General features: G+C 71.3%; 18 protein-coding genes. 2 read left to right on the top strand and 16 right to left on the bottom strand.

The genetic code is table 11. The features are described from left to right. Position 1 precedes the first annotated feature (1 nt). Both ABZX90_RS26505 and fmt read right to left on the bottom strand, forming a co-directional pair. Positions 2-1,435, bottom strand: coding sequence for a transcription antitermination factor NusB (locus ABZX90_RS26505; protein ID WP_351131047.1), 1,434 nt, complete (start codon positions 1,433-1,435; stop codon positions 2-4). Between the two features lie 63 nt (positions 1,436-1,498). Then, positions 1,499-2,431, bottom strand: coding sequence for a methionyl-tRNA formyltransferase (fmt, locus tag ABZX90_RS26500; protein WP_351131048.1), 933 nt, complete (start codon positions 2,429-2,431; stop codon positions 1,499-1,501). A gap of 360 nt (positions 2,432-2,791) precedes the next feature. On the opposite strand from fmt, the gene ABZX90_RS26495 reads away from it, so the two are divergent. After that, the gene (locus ABZX90_RS26495; protein WP_351131049.1) at positions 2,792-3,334 is read left to right on the top strand and encodes a hypothetical protein; all 543 of its coding nucleotides are present in this window, start codon (positions 2,792-2,794) and stop codon (positions 3,332-3,334) included. A 348-nt stretch (positions 3,335-3,682) separates the two neighbouring features. On the opposite strand, the gene ABZX90_RS26490 is transcribed toward ABZX90_RS26495, so the two are convergent. From ABZX90_RS26490 to pyrR, 14 genes are all read right to left on the bottom strand, one after another. Next, positions 3,683-5,848: a primosomal protein N' gene (locus ABZX90_RS26490; RefSeq protein ID WP_355208714.1), complete on the bottom strand. Its 2,166-nt coding sequence runs from the start codon at positions 5,846-5,848 to the stop codon at positions 3,683-3,685. A gap of 406 nt (positions 5,849-6,254) precedes the next feature. Beyond that, positions 6,255-7,463 carry a methionine adenosyltransferase gene (gene metK, locus ABZX90_RS26485; RefSeq protein WP_355208711.1) on the bottom strand — a complete coding sequence of 403 codons (1,209 nt, stop codon included), beginning with the start codon at positions 7,461-7,463 and terminating at the stop codon, positions 6,255-6,257. Between the two features lie 238 nt (positions 7,464-7,701). Further along, a complete protein-coding gene (gene coaBC / locus ABZX90_RS26480) occupies positions 7,702-8,904 on the bottom strand; it encodes a bifunctional phosphopantothenoylcysteine decarboxylase/phosphopantothenate--cysteine ligase CoaBC (RefSeq protein WP_355208709.1) in 1,203 nt (400 codons plus the stop codon). Positions 8,905-8,995: 91 nt separating this feature from the next. Further along, positions 8,996-9,268: a DNA-directed RNA polymerase subunit omega gene (gene rpoZ / locus ABZX90_RS26475; protein WP_003982715.1), complete on the bottom strand. Its 273-nt coding sequence runs from the start codon at positions 9,266-9,268 to the stop codon at positions 8,996-8,998. 38 nt (positions 9,269-9,306) lie between these two features. Further along, positions 9,307-9,864: a guanylate kinase gene (gene gmk, locus ABZX90_RS26470; protein ID WP_351131054.1), complete on the bottom strand. Its 558-nt coding sequence runs from the start codon at positions 9,862-9,864 to the stop codon at positions 9,307-9,309. Between the two features lie 37 nt (positions 9,865-9,901). Then, entirely contained in the window at positions 9,902-10,225 is a 324-nt protein-coding gene (locus ABZX90_RS26465) for an integration host factor (protein ID WP_016638838.1), read from the bottom strand. Positions 10,226-10,535: 310 nt separating this feature from the next. Beyond that, entirely contained in the window at positions 10,536-11,378 is an 843-nt protein-coding gene (gene pyrF / locus ABZX90_RS26460) for an orotidine-5'-phosphate decarboxylase (protein WP_351131055.1), read from the bottom strand. Beyond that, complete coding sequence (locus tag ABZX90_RS26455; protein ID WP_355208704.1) at positions 11,375-12,481, bottom strand: quinone-dependent dihydroorotate dehydrogenase; 1,107 nt, start codon at positions 12,479-12,481, stop codon at positions 11,375-11,377. Before ABZX90_RS26455 ends, pyrF begins: the two co-directional genes overlap by 4 nt. Before the next feature lie 98 nt (positions 12,482-12,579). Then, positions 12,580-15,888, bottom strand: coding sequence for a carbamoyl-phosphate synthase large subunit (gene carB, locus ABZX90_RS26450; protein ID WP_351131058.1), 3,309 nt, complete (start codon positions 15,886-15,888; stop codon positions 12,580-12,582). Further along, positions 15,881-17,080 carry a glutamine-hydrolyzing carbamoyl-phosphate synthase small subunit gene (gene carA / locus ABZX90_RS26445; RefSeq protein WP_351131059.1) on the bottom strand — a complete coding sequence of 400 codons (1,200 nt, stop codon included), beginning with the start codon at positions 17,078-17,080 and terminating at the stop codon, positions 15,881-15,883. The genes carB and carA overlap by 8 nt, the downstream gene beginning before the upstream one ends. After that, positions 17,077-17,646 (bottom strand): hypothetical protein, encoded by a 570-nt coding sequence (locus tag ABZX90_RS26440; protein WP_351131060.1) that lies wholly within the window; start codon positions 17,644-17,646, stop codon positions 17,077-17,079. The genes carA and ABZX90_RS26440 overlap by 4 nt, the downstream gene beginning before the upstream one ends. Continuing rightward, positions 17,643-18,929 (bottom strand): dihydroorotase, encoded by a 1,287-nt coding sequence (locus ABZX90_RS26435; protein WP_351131061.1) that lies wholly within the window; start codon positions 18,927-18,929, stop codon positions 17,643-17,645. The genes ABZX90_RS26440 and ABZX90_RS26435 overlap by 4 nt, the downstream gene beginning before the upstream one ends. A 4-nt stretch (positions 18,930-18,933) precedes the next feature. Beyond that, positions 18,934-19,911 (bottom strand): aspartate carbamoyltransferase catalytic subunit, encoded by a 978-nt coding sequence (locus ABZX90_RS26430; protein WP_351131063.1) that lies wholly within the window; start codon positions 19,909-19,911, stop codon positions 18,934-18,936. Between the two features lie 82 nt (positions 19,912-19,993). Further along, the gene (gene pyrR, locus ABZX90_RS26425; RefSeq protein WP_351131064.1) at positions 19,994-20,584 is read right to left on the bottom strand and encodes a bifunctional pyr operon transcriptional regulator/uracil phosphoribosyltransferase PyrR; all 591 of its coding nucleotides are present in this window, start codon (positions 20,582-20,584) and stop codon (positions 19,994-19,996) included. A gap of 245 nt (positions 20,585-20,829) precedes the next feature. Between pyrR and bldD the strand changes: the two genes are divergently transcribed. Then, on the top strand, positions 20,830-21,330 hold the full coding sequence (gene bldD, locus ABZX90_RS26420; protein ID WP_037621142.1) for a transcriptional regulator BldD: 501 nt from the start codon (positions 20,830-20,832) through the stop codon (positions 21,328-21,330). Positions 21,331-21,461 lie beyond the last annotated feature (131 nt).

Genomic DNA, 21,461 nt, shown 5'->3' with positions numbered 1-21,461 from the left:
GTCAGGCGGTTCTGCGGATCAGGGCCAGATACATCGCGTCCGTCCCGTGCAGATGCGGCCACAGCTGCAGGTCGGGGCCGTCCCCCAGGGCCGGGACGCCGGGCAGCAGCGGACGGGCGTCGATCAGTTCGGCGGAGCCGCCCTCGTAGTGCTTGAGGACGTCGTCGACGACCGCGCGGGTCTCGGCGAGGTGCGGCGAGCAGGTCGCGTACCCGACGACGCCGCCGACCCGCACCGAGTCGAGCGCCGTGCGCAGCAGTCCGCGCTGGAGCGGCGCGAAGCCGTCGAGGTCCTCGGGGCGACGCCGCCAGCGGGCCTCGGGACGGCGGCGGAGCGCGCCCAGGCCCGTGCAGGGCACGTCCATGAGGACGCGGTCGAAGGTGCCGGGGCGCCACGGCGGGCGGGTGCCGTCGGCGGCGATGACCTGGTAGGGGCCGGGGTTCCCGGCGAGCGCCTTGGCGACGAGCCCCGCCCGGTGCGGCAGCTTCTCGGAGGCGAGCAGCGTCGCACCCCGTTGGGCGGCGAGGCCCGCCAGCATCGCGGCCTTTCCGCCGGGTCCGGCGCAGCCGTCCAGCCAGACCCGGTCGGGCCCGTCGAGCGGCGCGTTCGCCAGGGCGATCGCGACCAGCTGGCTGCCCTCGTCCTGGACGCCGGCACGGCCCTCGCGTACGGCGTCGATGGCGCCCGGCTCGCCGCCCTCGGTGAGCCGCACGGCATAGGGCGACCAGCGCCCGGGAAGCGCCGAGTCCTCTTCGAGGGCGTCGAGGAGTTCCTCGGAGGTGGAGCGTCCCGGCCGGGCGACGAGGGTCACCTCGGGCCGCTCGTTGTCCGCCTCCAGCAGGTCCTCGATGCCGGCCCGGCCGCCGCCCAGCGCGTCCCACAGCGCGGAGACGACCCAGCGCGGGTGCGAGTGCACGACGGCGAGATGGTCCTCGGGGTCGTCGTCGTAGGGCGGCGCGACCTGCTCCACCCAGGCGTCGAGGTCCTGCCGCGCGACCTTGCGCAGCACGGCGTTGACGAACTTGGCCCGCCCGTCGCCGAGCACCACACGGGCCAGCTCGACGGAGGCGGAGACGGCGGCGTGCGTCGGGATCCGCGTGCCGAGCAGCTGGTGGACACCGAGGCTGAGCACATCGAGGACCGGCGGGTCGACCTCCCGCAGCGGCCGGTCGACACAGGCCGAGATGACGGCGTCGTACGTGCCCTGGCGGCGCAGTGTGCCGTACACCAGCTCGGTGGCGAGCGCGGCGTCCCGTCCGTCGAAGTCGCCCTTCTCCCGCGCCTTGCGCAGCAGCGGCGGCAGGACGAGGTTCGCGTACGCGTCCCGCTCGTCCACGGCCCGCAGCGCCTCGAAGGCGAGCATGCGGACCGGGTCCTTCTGGGGGCGGCGGTAGGGCTTGCCGGGCTTCTGCGGCCGACGGGGCTGCTCACTCACGAAAAAGGTGCTCCGGATCCAGGAAAAAAGATGCGCTTATCAGCGTACGCCGCAGGGCCGACGTCAGACGCCGAGCCGCTCCCCGGAGGGAATCCGCACCCCGCGGGCCCAGTCCGCCGCGCGCATCGGCTTCTTGCCCTGGGCCTGCACCCAGAGCAGCTCGACGGCGTAGGAACCGGTGCCCACGTACACGTTGTTCTTGGCGACGGACAGCTCGCCCGGGGCGAGATCCGTGCGGTCGGGCACCGTCGCGACCTGGATGAGCTTGAGCCGCTCGGCGCGGAAGACGGTCCAGGCGCCGGGGGCCGGGGTGCACCCGCGCACCATGCGGTCGACCCGCAGAGCCGGGGCGGCCCAGTCGATGTGGGCGTTCTCGACGGAGATCTTCGAGGCGGTGCTGATGCCGTCGGCGGGCTGCGGTACGGCCTTGAGCGTGCCGTCTTCGATCCCGTCCATCGTCGCGGCGAGCAGTCCGGACCCGGCGAAGGCGAGCCGCGTCAGCAGGTCCCCGCTGGTGTCGGTGGGCCGGATCTCCTCGGTGACGGTGCCGTACACCGGCCCCGAGTCGAGGCCTTCCTCGATCAGGAAGGTGGAGGCGCCGGTGATCTCGTCGCCGGCCATGATCGCGTGCTGCACGGGGGCGGCGCCGCGCCAGGCGGGCAGCAGCGAGAAGTGCAGGTTGACCCAGCCGTGCGCCGGGATGTCGAGGGCGACCCGGGGCAGCAGCGCCCCGTACGCGACGACGGGGCAGCAGTCCGGGCCGATCTCCCGCAGCCGGGCCAGGAACTCCTCGTCCCGGGGCTTCACGGGCTTGAGCACCTCGATCCCGGCCTCTTCCGCCCGCACGGCGACCGGACTCGCGACGAGCCGTCGCCCCCGTCCGGCCGGCGCGTCCGGCCTGGTCACGACAGCGGCCACCTCGTGCCGCCCGGAGGCGATCAGGGCGTCCAGGGCGGGAACGGCGACCTCGGGGGTACCTGCGAAGACGAGCTTCATGGGTGGCGGTTGGCCTCTCGGGCGGGAGCTCTTCCATCCCCGCGCGCGTGCCGGAGGAGGCGAGGCGCGGGGCAGCGCACCAGTCTATGCCGCGCCGGGCTCAAGGGCTCGGGGGTTCTTTCCGGGTGGGGGCCGCGTCCTCCGGGCCGGCACGGGTGGTGCGGCCTACGCGTCGGCAGCCGGGGCGCGTTCACCCCACACAGGGGGGCGTACACCTTGGGACGCGCCCCGTGCGTATGTCCTTGCGCCCCCGCAGCGTGACCACTCACCCGTCTACGCGTTGGTCAAGAAAGAGTTGACCACAGCGGGCTGCAATTTCGCGGCCCGATCCTTTTCAACGCCGGTTCGAGAGGCTTGTTCATGGCCGACCACGCAACCCACGACGCCCAGGCTCGGGCCAGCCTGCACTTGCTGGTGCGGGACATCGAGCGGGTCCGCCGGCAGGTGGACGCACTGCGCACGCTCACCGCCCAGCTGGGCAACGTCTACCGCCCGCGCCGCTCCGGACCCTCCACGGGCTTCGTCGTCTACGGACGCGCTCCCGCCCCGACCGTCCGTCTCGCCCAGGAGCTGCGGGACAGCGTCGAGACCCTGGTCACGGCCGCCGTGGACTTCGACCGCTCACTCGGTTTCTCGTGGGACGCGGTGGGCTCGGCCCTCGGGGTCACCAAGCAGGCGGTGCACCGTCGTTACGGCGCGCGCCGGGCCGCCGCCCAGGCCGCCGCCGAGGCGGAGCGCGCCACCGAGACGGCGAGCACCCGCACGGTCGCCGTCAACACCGCTCTCCCCGCGGTGCCGATCGTCCCCGCCGCCCGCTCCATGCCGACCCAGCCGACGGCAGGCAGCCCCACGCTCCGCGACGAGGTCAGGCCCACGGCCTTCCCGGGCCCACGCAACGGCTGACCTCCCTCCTGACGACAACTGCCTCCCGGCGCCAAGGCCCCCGGGAGGCAGTCCCATGTCCACGTCGGCAGCTCATGCACGCTGTCCACGTCGGCGGCCCGTGCCCGCCGCCACGCGCGCGGCTCACGCGCACTGCCGACGCCCGTGGTTGACGCTCGCTGGTCATGCCCGCCGATCAGGTCCCCGAGCCTCGCCCGGCGTTCACGTCCGCTGGTGCCCGCAGTTCACGTCCACCACGCAGGCCCGCAGCCCACGCCGCCACCCACACTTCGGTGCTCCGCGATGCCCGCCCGCTCGCTCGCTCGACCCCACCGGATGCCGCCCGGTCTCACCGGATCTCACCCGGCCTCACCCGATGTCGAGCGGATCGATCCGGATCCGTACGGGCTCGCTCACCCCACGCGCCATGCGCGCCGCCTGCGCGCTCTTCAACGCGGCCGCCAGCGCGGCACCGCTCCCCGGGGGCACCCGGATGAGCACCCGCTCCCCGGGCTCGCCCGGAGGGGGCCCACCGGCCCGCCGGGGCCGTCCGGCCTCGATGACCGGCAGCGGTACGGGCCCCAGCACCTCGGCGTCAGGCGGCAGTTCGGCGGCGGCGAGGAACGCGGCGAGCGCCTCCGGCGACCCGGACACCGCCGCCATCCGGGAGACGGGCGGAAATCCCAGCTCGGCCCGCTCGGCGAGCTCACGCACCGCGTGCCCGACGGGATCCCACCGCACGAGCGCCTGCACGGGGCGCAGGGTCGGTTCGGCCACTACCACGACCGTGCCGCCCGCTCCCTGCGGACGGACCAGCGCGGCGGCCCCTATCCACCGGCGCAACGCGTCCTCGCCGGCCCGCAGATCGGGCCGTCCGAGCATCGCCCAGCCGTCGAGCAGCAGTGCGGCCGCGTACCCGCCCTCCGCTACGGGTTCGGCCCCTGGCGTGCTCACCACCAGCGCGGGCGCCTCGGACACCGTGTCCAGCACCTGCTCCCGCCCGGACGTGCGCACCGGCACGGCCGGAAACGCCCGTCCCAGCTCCTCGGCGGTCCGGCGGGCGCCGACGACCTGGGCCCGCAGCCGGAATCCGCCGCACTCCTGGCAGTGCCAGGCGGTCTCGTCCCGCCCGCACCAGGCACAGTGCAGCGCCTGGGCGTCCTGCGCCTCCAGCGGCCCCGCGCAGTGCCGGCACCGCGCGGGCGTCCGGCACTGCGCACACGCCATCCGGGGCACGTATCCCCGCCGGGGGACCTGGACCAGCACGGGCCCCTGCCGCAGCCCTTCCCTGACGATCTGCCAGGCGAGCGTGGGCAGCCGAGCGGCCCGGGCGGCCTCGTCGCGCGCGAGGTCGCCGTCCCCGACGGTCCGTACCAGCGGCGCGGCGCCGCGCACCTGCTCCCGGTCTGCGGCCAGCGGCAGCGCCCAGCCGCTCTCGACCAGTTGCGCCGCCTCCACCGTGCAGGTCCAACCGCCCAGCAGGAAGCCGCACTTGTCGCGCGAGGCGCGCAACTCCAGCACTTCGCGGACATGCGGGAAGGGAGCGTTGTCGTCGCTGTGCCCGGCGTCGCCGTCGTCCCAGACCACGACCAGTCCCAGATTCCGTACGGGCGCGAACATGGCGGCCCGCGTACCGACGACGGCCCGTACGGCCCCCCGGCGTACAGCGAGCCACTCGCGGTAGCGCCGCTCCGGTCCGGCGTCGGCGGTCAGCACGGCGTGCTGCCCCTCCCCCAGCAGGTCCCTGAGGGCCGTGTCCACGCGGGCTGCGGGCCGCCCGGCCGGTACGACGACCAGCGCGCCGCGCCCGGAGGCGAGCGTCGCCCGCACGGCCCGGGCGATCTCCTCGGCCCACTCGGGGCCGGGCAGCGCGGTCCATACGGCGCGCGGGGCGCCGCCGGAGGCGAGCGAGGCGAGGAAGTCCGCCCCTCTCGCGTACCGCCGCCAGGTTCCGGGGTCGGGTGCGGTCGGGAGCGGCGGGGGCACCGGCGACTCCCGTGCCTCGGCGCGGGCGTGCCGGGGCGGAACGGCCAGTTGCAGCACGTCGGCGAGCGAGCCCGCGTACCGGTCGGCGACGGCGCGGGCGAGCCCCAGCAGTTCGGGCCCGAGGACGGGCTCGGGCGAGACGACCTGCGCGAGGGCGGCCAGCGGCCCGGAATAGTCGGACTCGGCGACCCGCTCGACGAGGTAACCGTCGATCAGACCGCCGCCCTCACGCCGCCCGTCGCGTACGTTGCGTCCGCCGGCGCCGAATCGCACCCGCACCCGCACGCCCGGCTGCGCGGCCTCATCGAGGTCCTCGGGCACGGCGTAGTCGAAGTAGCGGTCGAGGTGCAGCACGCCTTTGTCGACGAGCACCCGTGCGACGGGCAGCTCCTTCGCCAGCGCGGCTCCCCGCCAGGTCCGCGGCTTCGCCTTCGGCGTCTTGGCCTGGCGCACGGCCTCCCGGATCAGCGCAAGCTGCTCGGGCGGCGCTCCGTCCACGCCGTCCGCTCCGTCCGCGCCATCTGCGGTCCGCCCGTTCGCGCTGCTCACAGCAGTATTCCTACCAGACCGCACCGACAGCGCCGCCTGCCCGAGATCGGGCCGGCCGCGGATCGCGAACGCCTCGAGGGCGCTTCTGCCATGGGCCGCTCGGCCATACCGGTCGGGGACCGGCAGCAGGATTCGAGCCTGCGAGGGACATCACCCGGAAGTACCCGCGGCCATCGCACCGGGCACGACGACGTCGGTTCTCCCGAGATCCAGGCGGCAGCGGAACGTGTTCCAGATTCAACGCACGCCCTGGGGCGTACTCCACCGAAGTAACCGCGGCCATCGCACCGGGAGATCACCAGAGTACGAAGTCCGGCCCGCCGGGACCACCGGTTTCTTCGCAGCCGTGAGGCCCGGCACCCGTGGGGGTACCGGGCCTCACGGCTCGGACGAAGCCTTTCGGGACCTACAGACCCGCGGCCTTGCGCAGCGCGTCCACCCGGTCCGTCCGCTCCCACGTGAAGTCGGGCAGCTCGCGGCCGAAGTGGCCGTAGGCGGCGGTCTGGGCGTAGATCGGCCGGAGCAGGTCGAGGTCGCGGATGATGGCCGCCGGGCGGAGGTCGAAGACGTCGGTGATGGCCGTCTCGATCCTCTCGGCGTCGACCTTGGCGGTGCCGAAGGTCTCGACGAACAGACCGACCGGCTCGGCCTTGCCGATGGCGTAGGCGACCTGGACCTCGCAGCGCGAGGCGAGGCCCGCGGCGACGACGTTCTTCGCGACCCAGCGCATCGCGTACGCGGCGGAGCGGTCGACCTTGGACGGGTCCTTGCCGGAGAAGGCGCCGCCGCCGTGGCGGGCCATGCCGCCGTACGTGTCGATGATGATCTTGCGGCCGGTGAGGCCGGCGTCGCCCATCGGGCCGCCGATCTCGAAGCGGCCGGTCGGGTTCACCAGCAGGCGGTAGCCCTCGGTCTCCAGCTTGATGCCGTCGTCGAGGAGGGCCTTCAGCTCCGGCTCCACCACGAACTCGCGGATGTCGGGAGCGAGCAGGGAGTCCAGGTCGATGTCCGACGCGTGCTGCGAGGAGACGACGACGGTGTCCAGCCGGACCGCCTTGTCGCCGTCGTACTCGATGGTGACCTGGGTCTTGCCGTCGGGGCGCAGGTACGGGATGGTCCCGTTCTTGCGGACCTCGGACAGCCGGCGCGCGAGCCGGTGCGCGAGGTGGATCGGGAGCGGCATCAGGTTCGGGGTCTCGTCCGTCGCGTACCCGAACATCAGGCCCTGGTCGCCGGCGCCCTGCCTGTCCAGCTCGTCCTCGTCACCCTCGACACGGGACTCGTAGGCCGTGTCGACACCCTGCGCGATGTCCGGGGACTGGGAGCCGATCGACACCGACACGCCACAGGACGCTCCGTCGAAGCCCTTCTTCGACGAGTCGTAGCCGATCTCCAGGATCTTGTCGCGGACCAGCTGGGCGATCGGCGCGTACGCCTTGGTCGTGACCTCTCCGGCCACATGCACCAGGCCGGTGGTGATGAGCGTCTCAACGGCGACCCGGGATGTCGGGTCCTCGCGCAGAAGCGCATCGAGAATGGTGTCGCTGATCTGGTCAGCGATCTTGTCGGGGTGACCCTCGGTCACGGACTCCGAGGTGAACAGGCGACGGGACACAACGCTCCCTGTGGTTGCAGCGGCTGCTGGCTGATCATTGGTGGACGGGACGAGAGCTGCGCTCGGCGTCGTCCGTGAACAGTTTATCGGTCGCGCTCAGCCGCGGGACCCCTGTCTCGCCTCTCGGAAGCCCTGTGACCTGCGGCACGGGCATTCTGCGTCATGGCCGTCGCTCTCCGCCAGGGTCGCCACGCCCGTTTTTACGGCCTTTGCGGCAACCGGCCGGATGGGTGAGCTTTCACGTCAGTCGGCGTGTCACCAGGTCCCACACCGTCTCGGCCAGGGCTTCCTTGGGTCCGTGGGGCACCGGAGTCTCGCTGCCGTCGGCCCCGAGCACCACGGCCTCGTTCTCCTCGGAGCCGAAGGTCTTGCGCTCCCCCACCTCGTTCACCACGAGCAGATCGCAGCCCTTGCGCTCCAGTTTCGTCCGTCCGTTGGCGAGGACGTCGTCGGTTTCGGCGGCGAACCCCACCACCACCTGCCCGGGGCGCGGACGGTCCGCGGAGATCTCCGCGAGGATGTCCGGATTGCGGACCAGGACGATCGGCTCCGGCTCCTGGCCGTCCTTCTTCTTGATCTTCCCCGCGGCGTACGACTCCGGGCGGAAGTCCGCCACCGCGGCCGCCATCACGATCGCGTCGGCCTCCGGGGCCGCCTTCAGTACGGCCTCCCGCATCTGCACGGCGGTGCCGACCTGGACCACGTCGACCCCGGCCGGGTCCGCGAGGCCGGTGTTCGCCGCGATCAGCGTGACCCGGGCGCCGCGCGCGGCTGCGGTGCGGGCGAGCGCGTACCCCTGCTTGCCGGAGGAGCGGTTGCCGAGGAAGCGGACGGGGTCGAGGGGTTCACGGGTGCCGCCCGCGCTGACGACGACATGGCGCCCGGCGAGATCGGGCTCGGTCACGCCGCGGGCGAGCACCCGGCGGCAGACCTCGAAGATCTCCCCCGGGTCGGGCAGCCGTCCCTTGCCGGTGTCGACGCCGGTGAGGCGCCCCACGGCGGGCTCGATGACGACGGCACCGCGGCGCCGCAGGGTCGCCACGTTCTCCTGGGTGGCCGGGTGCTCCCACATCTCGGTGTGCATGGCGGGCGCGAGGACGACCGGGCAGCGGGCGGTGAGCAGGGTGTTGGTGAGGAGGTCGTCGGCCAGCCCGTGGGCCGCCTTGGCCAGCATGTCGGCGGTCGCGGGGGCCACCACCACGAGGTCGGCGTGCTGCCCGATGCGGACGTGCGGGACCTCGTGGACGTCCGACCAGACCTCCGTGGAGACGGGGTGGCCCGAAAGGGCGGACCAGGTGGCGGCGCCGACGAAGTGCAGCGCGGACGCGGTGGGTACGACCCGCACGTCGTGGCCCGACTCCGTCAGCCGTCGCAGCAGCTCACAGGCCTTGTACGCGGCGATGCCACCGCTGACCCCCAGAACGACCTTCGGCTTGTCCACCGTCTCTCCCCGAGCTCGGAAACGTACGACTCCATGACACACCACAGGCCCGGCGGTCGCGCCGCCGGGCCTGGGATGAGCAGATGAACGACTACTGGGCGGGGCCTTCGACGGCCTCGGAGGTCAGCAGACCCGCGTTGATCTCGCGCAGGGCGATCGACAGCGGCTTCTCGTGGACGTGGGTGTCGACGAGCGGACCGACGTACTCAAGGAGGCCCTCGCCGAGCTGCGAGTAGTACGCGTTGATCTGGCGGGCACGCTTGGCCGCGTAGATCACCAGGCTGTACTTCGAGTCGGTGGCCTCGAGGAGCTCGTCGATCGGAGGGTTGATGATGCCCTCGGGAGCAGTGATGGAAGAGGACACGCTCTGCCTTCCGAAAGGTGGAAAATTGACCTGAAAGATCAAACAACTTCCACCAAGGCTAGCAGCTCGCGCGCCACGTCCTCGACGGAGGTGTTGACCAGGGTGACATCGAACTCCGGCTCGGCCGCGAGTTCGACCTTGGCCGCCTCCAGACGGCGCTCGATGACCTCGGGCGGTTCGGTGCCCCGCCCGGTCAGCCGGCGCACCAGCTCCTCCCAGGAGGGCGGAGCCAGGAACACGAGCAGCGCCTCCGGCATCGACTCGCGGACCTGGCGGGCACCCTGGAGGTCGATCTCCAGGAGGACCGGTACACCCGTTTCCAGGTGCTCCAGGACCGCGGCGCGCGGAGTGCCGTAGCGATTGCCGGCGAATTCGGCCCACTCCAGGAGCTCGCCGTTGGCGATCAGCTTGTCCATCTCGTCGTCGGAGACGAAGAAGTAGTGGACTCCGTGCTTCTCACCGGGGCGCGGCTTGCGGGTCGTCGCCGACACCGAGAGCCATACCTCGGGGTGTTCTTTGCGCATATGAGCGACGACCGTGCTCTTGCCGACCCCTGAGGGGCCGGAGAGCACGGTCAGCCGCGGACGTTCACTCATGCAGCGATTATTCCAGCAATCCCGGGGTGCCCAGGACTCAGGCGCCGGAACCGCCGAACTCGCGCTCCAAAGAGGCGATCTGGTTAGAGCCGAGACCGCGTACGCGGCGGCTCTCGGAGATCCCGAGTCGCTCCATGATCTGCTTGGCGCGGACCTTGCCCACGCCCGGCAGGGACTCCAGGAGAGCGGAGACCTTCATCTTGCCGATGACGTCGTTCTCCTGACCCTGCTTGATCACCTCGTGCAGCGAGGCGCCGGAGTGCTTGAGTCGATTCTTGACCTCGGCCCGCTCCCGGCGAGCCGCGGCGGCCTTTTCGAGCGCGGCTGCGCGCTGTTCAGGGGTAAGGGGCGGAAGAGCCACGCCTACGTCACCTCGGATGTCGAACTGTCGGATACGGACCGGTGAGGAACCTAGTCGCCCCACACCTGGGGAGCTACGAGCAACACGCTTGCCCGATCTCGCCCACTGCCTTGTGGCCGCGGGAGGTGCCCCCACTCGACGGAGACTAGCGGGCAAGTGCGCCGGAGTCAGCGAGAACAGAGGAAAAGTCCTGGTCAGCCTCCCTGGGGCCCGACATTTCCGACATACCTCCCCGGATTTGAGAATGTATTCAGACTCGGGGCGCTCGCAAGACACTCGCCGGACGGCCCTCGAACGGCTGTCGGAGGACTCAGGCGGCCGCCACAGCCGCCCTGATCTCCTCCGCGAACCCCTCCGCCGACTCACGCAGCGCCATGACGTCGGGCCCGTGACGAAGGACACCCCGGCTCACGTTCGGGACGACATTGCGCACGGCCGGCCCGAAGACGCCCGCCAGGTCGGCCGCCGTCGCTCCCTGGGCACCGATGCCGGGCGCGAGGAGCGGGCCGTTGATGTCCAGGTCGTAGGAGGAGAGATCGCCCAGGGTGGCGCCGACGACCGCTCCGAAGGAGCCGAGGGGCGTCTCGTCCGCGTTCTCGGCGGCCAGGTGCCCGAGCATCGTCGCTCCGACGTCGCGTCCGTCCGCGCGAACGGCGTGCTGTACCTCGCCGCCCTCCGGATTGGAGGTGAGCGCGAGGACGAAGAGTCCGGTCCCGCTCTCGCGCGCCAGCTCCACCGCGGGCTTCAGCGAGCCGTAGCCCAGGTAGGGCGACACGGTCAGCGCGTCCGAGAAGAGCGGCGCGTCCTTGCGCAGGAAGGTCTCGGCGTACGCGGCCATGGTCGAGCCGATGTCGCCGCGCTTGGCGTCCATCACGACCAGCGCCCCGGCCGCCCGCGCCTGTTCGACCGACTTCTCCAGGACGGCGATGCCGCGCGAGCCGAACCGCTCGAAGAAGGCGCTCTGCGGCTTGAGGACGGCGACCCGCTCGGCGAGCGCCTCGACGACCGTGCGGCTGAAGCGCTCCAGACCCGCGATGTCGTCGCCGAGCCCCCAGTCGGCGAGCAGGGAGGCGTGCGGGTCGATGCCCACGCACAGGGGGCCGCGCTCGTCCATGGCACGGCGAAGGCGTGCGCCGAAGGGTTCCAGGCTCATACGGACTTCCTCACGTCGGCGCCGACCGCGTCGGCGAGGGTGGAGTGCGGGCTCGTCCGCAGGCGGGCGGCGAGCCCCTTGTGGATGGCGCGGCCCCAGAAGGGCCCCTCGTAGATGAAGGCGCTGTAGCCCTGGACCAGCGTGGCGCCGGCCAGGATGCGCTGCCAGGCGTCCTCGGCGTTCTCGATGCCGCCTACGCCCACCAGGGTGATGCGGTCGCCCACGCGCGCGTAGAGGCGGCGGAGCACCTCCAGGGAGCGCGCCTTGAGCGGCGCGCCCGAGAGTCCGCCGGTCTCCTTCACCAGAGAGGGTTCGGACTTCAGACCGAGCCCCTCGCGCGCGATGGTCGTGTTCGTGGCGATGATTCCGTCCAGGCCGAGCTCGACGGCGAGGTCGGCGACCGCGTCGATGTCCTCGTCGGCGAGGTCGGGGGCGATCTTGACGAGGAGCGGGACGCGCCGGTCGGTGACGGCGCGGTCGGCGGCCTCGCGGACGGCGCTGAGCAGCGGGCGCAGTGCCTCGGTGGCCTGGAGGTTGCGGAGGCCGGGCGTGTTCGGGGACGACACGTTCACGACGAGGTAGTCGGCGTGCCGGGCGAGGCGCTCGGTCGACTTCACATAGTCGCCGACGGCCTCCTCCTCGGGGACGGCCTTGGTCTTGCCGATGTTGACGCCCACGACGGTCCTGAACACGGGCGTACGGGCCGCCAGGCGCTCGGAGACGGCCGCGGAGCCCTCGTTGTTGAATCCCATGCGGTTGATCAGGGCGCGGTCCGGCACGAGGCGGAACAGCCGCTTCTTGGGATTGCCGGGCTGCGGCTCCCCGGTGACCGTGCCGATCTCGACGTGGTCGAAGCCGAGCATCGACATCCCGTCGATGGCCACGGCGTTCTTGTCGAAGCCGGCCGCGAGTCCGAAGGGGCCGTGCATGCGCAGCCCGAACGCCTCGGTGCGCAGCTCCTTGTGCCGGGGCGCGAGCGCGGCGGCGACGAAGGTGCGCAGGACGGGGATACGGGCGACGAGCCGGATCCAGCGGAAGGCCAGGTGGTGGGCCTGCTCCGGGTCCATCCGCTTGAAGACGAGGTTGAAGAAGAGCTTGTACATGATCATGTCCTCGAAAGAGCCCGGTGAGGGGCCTCATACAGGGGCGGGGGCCTCATGAAGAGGGGGACACCGTTTTCCCGGTGTCCCCCTCAGGGCCGCTAGTCGCGCGAGGCGATCAGATGCTCGGCGTGTTCCTGGAGCGACCGCACGCCCACGTCGCCGTGGTTGAGCGCGTCGATGCCCTGGACGGCGGCGGCGAGCGCCTGCACCGTGGTCAGGCACGGGACCGACCGGGCCACGGCCGCCGTACGGATCTCGTAGCCGTCGAGGCGGCCGCCGGTGCCGTACGGCGTGTTGACGATGAGGTCGACCTCGCCGTCGTGGATGAGCTGGACGATGGTCCTCTCGCCGTTCGGGCCCTCGCCCTCGCTCTGCTTGCGCACGACCGTGGCGTTGATGCCGTTGCGCTTGAGCACCTCGGCCGTGCCGGAGGTGGCCATCAGCTCGAAGCCGTGGGCGACGAGTTCCCGCGCCGGGAAGATCATCGAGCGCTTGTCGCGGTTGGCGACCGAGATGAAGGCGCGGCCCTTGGTGGGCAGCGGACCGTACGCGCCCGCCTGCGACTTGGCGTACGCCGTCCCGAACACCGAGTCGATGCCCATGACCTCGCCGGTGGACCGCATCTCCGGGCCGAGGACCGTGTCGACGCCGCGTCCGTGGATGTCGCGGAAGCGCGACCACGGCATGACGGCCTCCTTGACGGAGATCGGCGCGTCGAGCGGCAGGGTGCCGCCGTCGCCGTTCGCCGGGAGCAGCCCCTCGGCCCGCAGCTCTGCGACGGTCGCGCCCAGGGAGATACGGGCGGCGGCCTTCGCGAGCGGCACCGCGGTCGCCTTCGAGGTGAAGGGGACGGTGCGCGAGGCGCGCGGGTTGGCTTCGAGGACGTAGAGGATGTCGCCGGCCATCGCGAACTGGATGTTGATCAGGCCGCGGACACCGACGCCCTTGGCGATGGCCTCCGTCGAGGCGCGCAGCCGCTTGATGTCGAACCCGCCGAGGGTGATCGGCGGCAGCGCGCACGCCGAGTCGCCGGAGTGGATGCCGGCCTCCTCGATGTGCTCCATGACGCCGCCGAGGTAGAGCTCCTCGCCGTCGTACAGCGCGTCGACGTCGATCTCGATCGCGTCGTCGAGGAACCGGTCGACCAGCACCGGCCGGGAGGGGCTGATCTCGGTCGACTCGGCGATGTACGAGGACAGCCGCGTCTCGTCGTACACGATCTCCATGCCGCGCCCGCCGAGGACGTACGAGGGCCGGACGAGGACGGGGTAGCCGATCTCGTCGGCGATGGCCTTGGCCTCGGCGAAGGTGGTGGCGGTGCCGTGCTTGGGAGCGGGCAGGCCCGCCTCCTCGAGGACCCGCCCGAAGGCGCCGCGGTCCTCGGCGGCGTGGATCGCCTCGGGCGAGGTGCCCACGATCGGCACGCCGTTGTCCTTGAGCGCCTGCGACAGGCCGAGCGGGGTCTGGCCGCCGAGCTGCACGATCACACCGGCGATCGGACCGGCCAGCGACTCCGCGTGCACGATCTCCAGCACGTCCTCGAGCGTGAGCGGCTCGAAGTACAGGCGGTCGGAGGTGTCGTAGTCCGTGGAAACGGTCTCGGGGTTGCAGTTGACCATCACGGTCTCGTAGCCCGCGTCGCTGAGCGCGAAGGAGGCGTGGACGCAGGAGTAGTCGAACTCGATGCCCTGGCCGATGCGGTTCGGGCCGGAGCCGAGGATGATCACGGCGGGCTTCTCGCGCCGCGCGACCTCGCTCTCCTCGTCGTAGGAGGAGTAGAAGTACGGCGTCTTCGCCGCGAACTCGGCGGCGCAGGTGTCGACCGTCTTGTAGACCGGGCGCACGCCCAGCGCGTGCCGCACCTCGCGGACGACGTCCTCGCGCAGCCCGCGGATCTCGGCGATCTGCGCGTCGGAGAAGCCGTGCCGCTTGGCCTCGGCAAGCAGCTCCGGGCCGAGCTTCTCGGCGGCGGCCAGGTCGTCCGCGATCTCCTTGATCAGGAACAGCTGGTCGACGAACCACGGGTCGATCTTCGTGGACTCGAAGACCTCCTCCTGCGTGGCGCCCGAGCGGATGGCCTGCATGACGGTGTTGATGCGGCCGTCGGTGGGCCGGACGGCCTCGCGCAGCAGCTCGTCCTTGTCACCGGGCTCACCCACGAAGGTGAACTGGCTGCCCTTCTTCTCCAGCGAGCGCAAGGCCTTCTGCAGCGCCTCGGTGAAGTTGCGGCCGATCGCCATGGCCTCGCCGACCGACTTCATGGTGGTCGTCAGGGTGGAGTCGGCGGACGGGAACTTCTCGAAGGCGAAGCGCGGGGCCTTCACGACGACGTAGTCGAGGGTCGGCTCGAAGGACGCCGGGGTCTTCTCGGTGATGTCGTTCGGGATCTCGTCGAGCGTGTAGCCGACGGCGAGCTTGGCCGCGATCTTGGCGATCGGGAAGCCGGTCGCCTTGGAGGCGAGCGCCGAGGACCGCGAGACGCGCGGGTTCATCTCGATGACGATGATGCGGCCGTCGACGGGGTTGACCGCGAACTGGATGTTGCAGCCGCCGGTGTCGACGCCGACCTCGCGGATGATCGCGATGCCGATGTCACGCAGCCGCTGGTACTCGCGGTCGGTCAGCGTCATCGCCGGCGCGACGGTGATGGAGTCGCCGGTGTGGACGCCCATGGGGTCGAAGTTCTCGATGGAGCAGACGACCACGACGTTGTCATTCTTGTCGCGCATCAGCTCCAGCTCGTACTCCTTCCAGCCGAGGATGGACTCCTCCAGGAGCACCTCGGTGGTCGGGGAGAGCGTGAGGCCCTGGCCGGCGATGCGGCGCAGCTCCTCCTCGTCGTGGGCGAAGCCGGAGCCGGCGCCGCCCATGGTGAAGGAGGGGCGGACGACGACGGGGTAGCCGCCGAGCGTCTCGACGCCCGCGAGCACGTCGTCCATGGAGTGGCAGATCACGGACCGGGCGGACTCGCCGTGCCCGATCTTCGCGCGGACGGCCTCGACGACGCCCTTGAAGAGGTCGCGGTCCTCGCCCTTGTTGATCGCCTCGACGTTGGCGCCGATCAGTTCGACGCCGTACTTCTCCAGCACCCCCTGCTCGTGCATGGAGATCGCTGTGTTGAGTGCCGTCTGGCCGCCGAGCGTGGGCAGCAGGACGTCGGGGCGCTCCTTGGCGATGATCTTCTCGACGAATTCGGGGGTGATCGGCTCGATGTAGGTGGCGTCGGCGATCTCCGGGTCGGTCATGATCGTCGCCGGGTTGGAGTTGACCAGGATGACCCGCAGGCCCTCGGCGCGCAGGACGCGGCACGCCTGGGTGCCGGAGTAGTCGAACTCGGCGGCCTGGCCGATGACGATCGGGCCGGAGCCGATGACCAGGACGGACTGGATATCGGTGCGCTTAGGCACGCTGGCCCTCCATCTGGACTGTTTCCATCAAAGACGTGAAGCGGTCGAACAGGTAGGCGGCGTCGTGCGGTCCTGCTGCCGCTTCGGGGTGGTACTGGACGCTGAAGGCCGGCTGGTCGAGCAGCTGGAGGCCCTCCACCACGTTGTCGTTGAGGCAGACGTGGGAGACCTCGGCGCGGCCGTAGGGGGTCTGGGAGACCTCGTCGAGCGGGGCGTCGACGGCGAAGCCGTGGTTGTGCGCGGTGACCTCGACCTTGCCGGTCGTACGGTCCTGCACGGGCTGGTTGATGCCGCGGTGGCCGTACTTCAGCTTGTACGTGCCGAAGCCGAGGGCCCGGCCGAGGATCTGGTTGCCGAAGCAGATGCCGAAGAGCGGGGTCTTGCGGGCGAGGACTTCCTGCATGACCGCGACGGGACCGTCGGCGGTCGCCGGGTCGCCGGGGCCGTTGGAGAAGAAGACGCCGTCCGGGTTCACGGCGTAGATGTCCTCGGCGGTGGCCGTCGCGGGCAGCACGTGCACCTCGATGCCGCGCTCGGCCATCCGGTGCGGGGTCATGCCCTTGATGCCCAGGTCGACGGCGGCGACGGTGAACTTCGCCTTGCCGATCGGGACGGCTTCGCCGTCGGGGCCGATCGCGGGGACGACGTAGGGCTCCTTCGTGGCGACCTCGGCGGCGAGGTTCGCGCCCTTCATCTCGGGCGCCTGGCGCACCTCGGCGAGCATGGTGCCCGCGTCGGGCAGCGCGTTGCCGGAGAAGATGCCGACGCGCATGGCGCCGCGCTCACGCAGGTGGCGGGTGAGGGCGCGGGTGTCGATGCCGCTGATGCCGACGACACCCTGGTTGCGCAGTTCCTCGTCCAGCGAGCGCCGCGAGCGCCAGTTGGAGGGCACGCGCGCGGGGTCGCGGACGACGTATCCGGCGACCCAGATCCGCTGCGACTCGGGGTCCTCGTCGTTGACGCCGGTGTTGCCGACGTGCGGGGCGGTCATCACGACGACCTGGCGGTGGTACGACGGGTCGGTGAGGGTCTCCTGGTAACCGGTCATGCCGGTGGAGAACACCGCTTCGCCGAAGGTCTCCCCCACGGCCCCGTAGGCGCGGCCGCGGAAGACGCGGCCGTCCTCCAGGACGAGTACGGCGGGAAGCGCCTTCTCCCTCTGCGAGGCGTTCCCCTGAGTGGAGGTCGTCATCGTGCGCCTTCCGTTTCCGTCTTGTTGATCATGCCGTTCAGGGTGTCGACCCATTCGTTGTGCTCGGCCGCGCGGTCCGAGCGGAAGCCGGAGTCGAGGAGCCTGTCGCCGTGCGCCCAGGTGACGACGAGGAGTCCGCCCTCGGTGAGGACCTTGCCCGCGATGCCCTTGTCGAGCCGGGCCTCGCGCAGCTGCGAGGCCGGGACGAAGAAGTCGCTCGCGCCGGGGCGTACGACGTCCAGTCCCGCGTCCGTCAGAGTGAGCTCGGCCCGGCTGCGGGTGCCCAGGCCGTGCGCCACGATGCGGTCGAGCCACTGTCCGGCCGTGGTGGAGCCGTGGTAGCGGCCGCTCATGCTCAGTTTCACCGGGCCGGGGTCTTCTGGCGCGGCAGGCAGCTCGGGCAGGTCACCCTGGAGGGTGCCGCGCCACTTCCAGCCCTCGCGCATCAGCCAGTAGACGAGCGCGATGAAGAGGGCGAGGCCGACGAGCCAGCCGATCCGGGCGGCCCAGTCGGTCACCGGCGCCGACTTCTGTTCGGCGGCGGCCAGGGAGATGAGAGGTGTCACGCGAGCTTCCCGTCGACGAGGGTGGCCTTGCCCCGCAGCCAGGTGTGGGTGACCCTGCCCGGCAGCTCGCGGCCCTCGTAGGGGGTGTTGCGGCTGCGTGAGGCGAAGCCAGCGGGGTCCACCGTCCCACGGTATGCGGTGTCGACCAGCGTGAGGTTCGCGGGCTCACCCACCGAGACGGGACGTCCGTGGCCCGCGGCCCGGCCGATCGCGGCAGGCTTGACGGACATGCGGTCGGCGACGCCGGCCCAGTCGAGCAGCCCGGTCTCGACCATCGTCTGCTGGACGACGGACAGCGCGGTCTCCAGGCCGACCATGCCCATGGCGGCGGCGGCCCACTCGCAGTCCTTGTCCTCGTGCGGGTGCGGCGCGTGGTCGGTCGCGACGATGTCGATCGTGCCGTCGGCGAGCGCCTGGCGCAGCGCCATGACGTCCCGCTCGGTGCGCAGCGGCGGGTTGACCTTGTAGACCGGGTTGTACGAGCGCACCAGCTCGTCCGTGAGGAGCAGGTGGTGCGGGGTGACCTCGGCGGTGACGTCGATGCCGCGGGACTTGGCCCAGCGGACGATCTCGACGGAGCCGGCGGTCGACAGGTGGCAGATGTGCACGCGCGAGCCGACGTGCTCGGCGAGCAGGACGTCGCGGGCGATGATCGATTCCTCGGCCACCGCGGGCCAGCCGCCGAGACCGAGCTCGGCGGAGACGATTCCCTCGTTCATCTGGGCGCCCTCGGTGAGCCGGGGCTCCTGGGCGTGCTGCGCGACGACGCCGCCGAAGGCCTTCACGTACTCCAGCGCGCGGCGCATGATCACGGCGTCGTCGACGCACTTGCCGTCGTCGGAGAAGACCGTGACGCCCGCGGCGGACTCGTGCATGGCGCCCAGCTCGGCGAGCTTCTTGCCCTCAAGGCCGACGGTGACGGCGCCGATCGGCTGCACGTCGCAGTAGCCGTGCTCCTGGCCGAGCCGGTAGACCTGCTCGACCACACCGGCCGTGTCGGCGACCGGGAAGGTGTTGGCCATGGCGAACACGGCCGTGAAACCGCCGCTCGCCGCCGCGCGCGTGCCGGTCAGCACGGTCTCGGAGTCCTCGCGGCCGGGCTCACGCAGATGGGTGTGCAGGTCGACGAGGCCCGGCAGCAGCACCTTGCCGTCGGCCTCGACGACCTCCGCGCCCTCGGCGGACAGGCCGGTGCCGACCTCCGCGATCGTGTCGCCGTCGATCAGGACGTCCTGCGGCTCGCCGCCGAGCACCTTCGCACCACGGATCAGGATCTTGCTCATCGTCTTACTTCTCCTCGGTACGGGTGTGGGTGACGGCGGGCTCGTTGCCGCCCAGCAGCAGGTAGAGCACGGCCATGCGGATCGAGACACCGTTGGCGACCTGCTCGACGACGGTGCAGCGGTCGGAGTCGGCGACCTCGGCGGTGATCTCCATGCCGCGGACCATCGGGCCGGGGTGCATCACGATCGCGTGCTCGGGCATCTTCGCCATGCGGTCGCCGTCGAGCCCGTAGCGACGCGAGTACTCGCGCTCGGTCGGGAAGAACGCCGCGTTCATCCGCTCGCGCTGGACGCGCAGCATCATCACCGCGTCGGACTTGGAGAGCGTGCTGTCGAGGTCGTACGAGATCTCGCAGGGCCAGGTCTCCACGCCGACCGGCACCAGGGTGGGCGGCGCGACGAGGGTGACCTCGGCGCCCAGGGTGTGCAGCAGGTCGACGTTGGAGCGCGCGACCCGGGAGTGCAGGACGTCGCCGACGATCGTGATGCGCTTGCCGGCCAGGTCCTGGCCGATCCCGGCGTCCCGGCCGACGAGGCGGCGGCGCATGGTGAAGGCGTCGAGCAGGGCCTGTGTGGGGTGCTGGTGGGTGCCGTCGCCCGCGTTGATGACGACGGCGTCGATCCAGCCGGAGGTGGCGAGCCGGTACGGGGCTCCGGAGGCGCCGTGCCGGATGACTACGGCGTCGACGCCCATGGCTTCGAGGGTCTGGGCGGTGTCCTTGAGGGACTCGCCCTTGGAGACGCTCGACCCCTTGGCGGTGAAGTTGATGACGTCCGCGGAGAGGCGCTTCTCGGCGGCCTCGAACGAGATCCGGGTGCGGGTCGAGTCCTCGAAGAAGAGGTTGACGACGGTGCGGCCGCGCAGGGTCGGCAGCTTCTTGATCGGCCGGTCGGCGACCCGGGCCATCTCCTCGGCGGTGTCGAGGATCAGGACGGCGTCGTCGCGGGTGAGGTCGGCGGCCGAGATGAGATGACGCTGCATCTGTCAGGCTCCGTAAGGAAGTTCAGGGAGGATTCGGGCATGCGGGCGCGCGGGAGCGCACTCGGCGGCGGGGGCCGGAGCGCTAGTGCTGCTCGCCCGGGGAGGTCCGCTTGACACCGAGCAGCACGGTGTCGCGACCGTCCTCCTCGGCGAGCTGGACCTTGACCGTCTCCCGCAACGACGTGGGGAGGTTCTTGCCGACGTAGTCAGCGCGGATGGGCAGTTCGCGGTGGCCCCGGTCGACCAGGACGGCGAGCTGCACGGCGCGCGGCCGGCCGATGTCGTTCAGCGCGTCGAGCGCGGCGCGGATGGTGCGGCCGGAGAAGAGCACGTCGTCGACGAGGACGACCAGGCGGCCGTCGATGCCGTCACCGGGGATCTCGGTGCGGGCCAGCGCACGCGGCGGGTGCATGCGCAGGTCGTCGCGGTACATGGTGATGTCGAGAGAGCCGACGGGGATCTTGCGATCGGTGATCTCTTCGAGCTTGTCGGCCAGTCTGCGGGCCAGGAAGACACCCCGGGTCGGGATGCCGAGGAGCACCACGTCGTCGGCGCCCTTGGCGCGTTCGACGATCTCGTGGGCGATGCGGGTCAGCACCCGCGCGATGTCGGGCGCCTCCAGAACGGGCCGCGCATCGGCTTCGTACTGCTGCTTGTCGTACTCGGTGTCCATAAGAAACGGACCTCCTTCTCCGCCTCACGGGACGGATCATTAAAGGACGTCGGAATTGCGCCATCCACGCTACCAGCCCGGCAACGCACCTGATCACATCGCTTTGAGCCACGTCCGGTGACACCCGCGCGGGGGCCGGTCGAAATCCGTTCGGCTTGACGGGGGAGAGTAACGCTGCGTAACCTCACAGTGAGTCACCAGCCGCGCGGCGGAGCCGCACGTTGATACAGCGTCCGGGGAGCTATATGTCCAGCGAATACGCCAAACAGCTCGGGGCCAAGCTCCGCGCGATCCGCACCCAGCAGGGCCTTTCCCTCCACGGCGTCGAGGAGAAGTCCCAGGGCCGCTGGAAGGCGGTCGTGGTCGGTTCTTACGAGCGCGGCGACCGCGCCGTCACCGTGCAGCGCCTTGCCGAGCTGGCGGACTTCTACGGGGTTCCGGTGCAGGAGCTGCTGCCCGGCACCACTCCGGGCGGGGCCGCCGAGCCGCCGCCGAAGCTGGTCCTCGACCTGGAGCGGCTGGCCCACGTGCCGGCCGAGAAGGCGGGCCCCCTCCAGCGCTACGCGGCGACGATCCAGTCGCAGCGCGGCGACTACAACGGCAAGGTGCTGTCGATCCGCCAGGACGACCTGCGCACCCTCGCCGTCATCTACGACCAGTCCCCCTCGGTCCTGACCGAGCAGCTGATCAGCTGGGGCGTCCTGGACGCGGACGCGCGTCGCGCGGTCGCCCACGACGAGGGCTGACCCCTTAGGACAGCTCAGCAGAAACGTGCCGCCGGGGTGGCCGGAACCTGATGGTTCCGGCGACGAGGTCGGCGATCCGGCCGCCGAGCAACAGCAGCCCGCCGAAGGCCAGCGTGTACGCCGTGATGACC

Origin of the sequence: Streptomyces sp. NPDC002935 (assembly GCF_040611295.1) — a bacterium.
Taxonomy (GTDB): Bacteria; Actinomycetota; Actinomycetes; order Streptomycetales; family Streptomycetaceae; genus Streptomyces.
The sequence above is the reverse complement of the archived record's forward strand: the minus strand, read 5'-3'. Positions and strand labels throughout refer to the sequence as shown.

Coding starts and splice junctions, on each gene's coding strand:
- bldD (WP_037621142.1), top strand. CDS start 20,830: ATGTCCAGCGAATACGCCAAACAGCTCGGGGCCAAGCTCCGCGCGATC.
- fmt (WP_351131048.1), bottom strand. CDS start 2,431: ATGAAGCTCGTCTTCGCAGGTACCCCCGAGGTCGCCGTTCCCGCCCTG.
- ABZX90_RS26495 (WP_351131049.1), top strand. CDS start 2,792: ATGGCCGACCACGCAACCCACGACGCCCAGGCTCGGGCCAGCCTGCAC.
- gmk (WP_351131054.1), bottom strand. CDS start 9,864: ATGAGTGAACGTCCGCGGCTGACCGTGCTCTCCGGCCCCTCAGGGGTC.
- ABZX90_RS26430 (WP_351131063.1), bottom strand. CDS start 19,911: ATGCAGCGTCATCTCATCTCGGCCGCCGACCTCACCCGCGACGACGCC.
- pyrR (WP_351131064.1), bottom strand. CDS start 20,584: ATGGACACCGAGTACGACAAGCAGCAGTACGAAGCCGATGCGCGGCCC.
- ABZX90_RS26455 (WP_355208704.1), bottom strand. CDS start 12,481: ATGTACAAGCTCTTCTTCAACCTCGTCTTCAAGCGGATGGACCCGGAG.
- pyrF (WP_351131055.1), bottom strand. CDS start 11,378: ATGAGCCTGGAACCCTTCGGCGCACGCCTTCGCCGTGCCATGGACGAG.
- ABZX90_RS26435 (WP_351131061.1), bottom strand. CDS start 18,929: ATGAGCAAGATCCTGATCCGTGGTGCGAAGGTGCTCGGCGGCGAGCCG.
- carA (WP_351131059.1), bottom strand. CDS start 17,080: ATGACGACCTCCACTCAGGGGAACGCCTCGCAGAGGGAGAAGGCGCTT.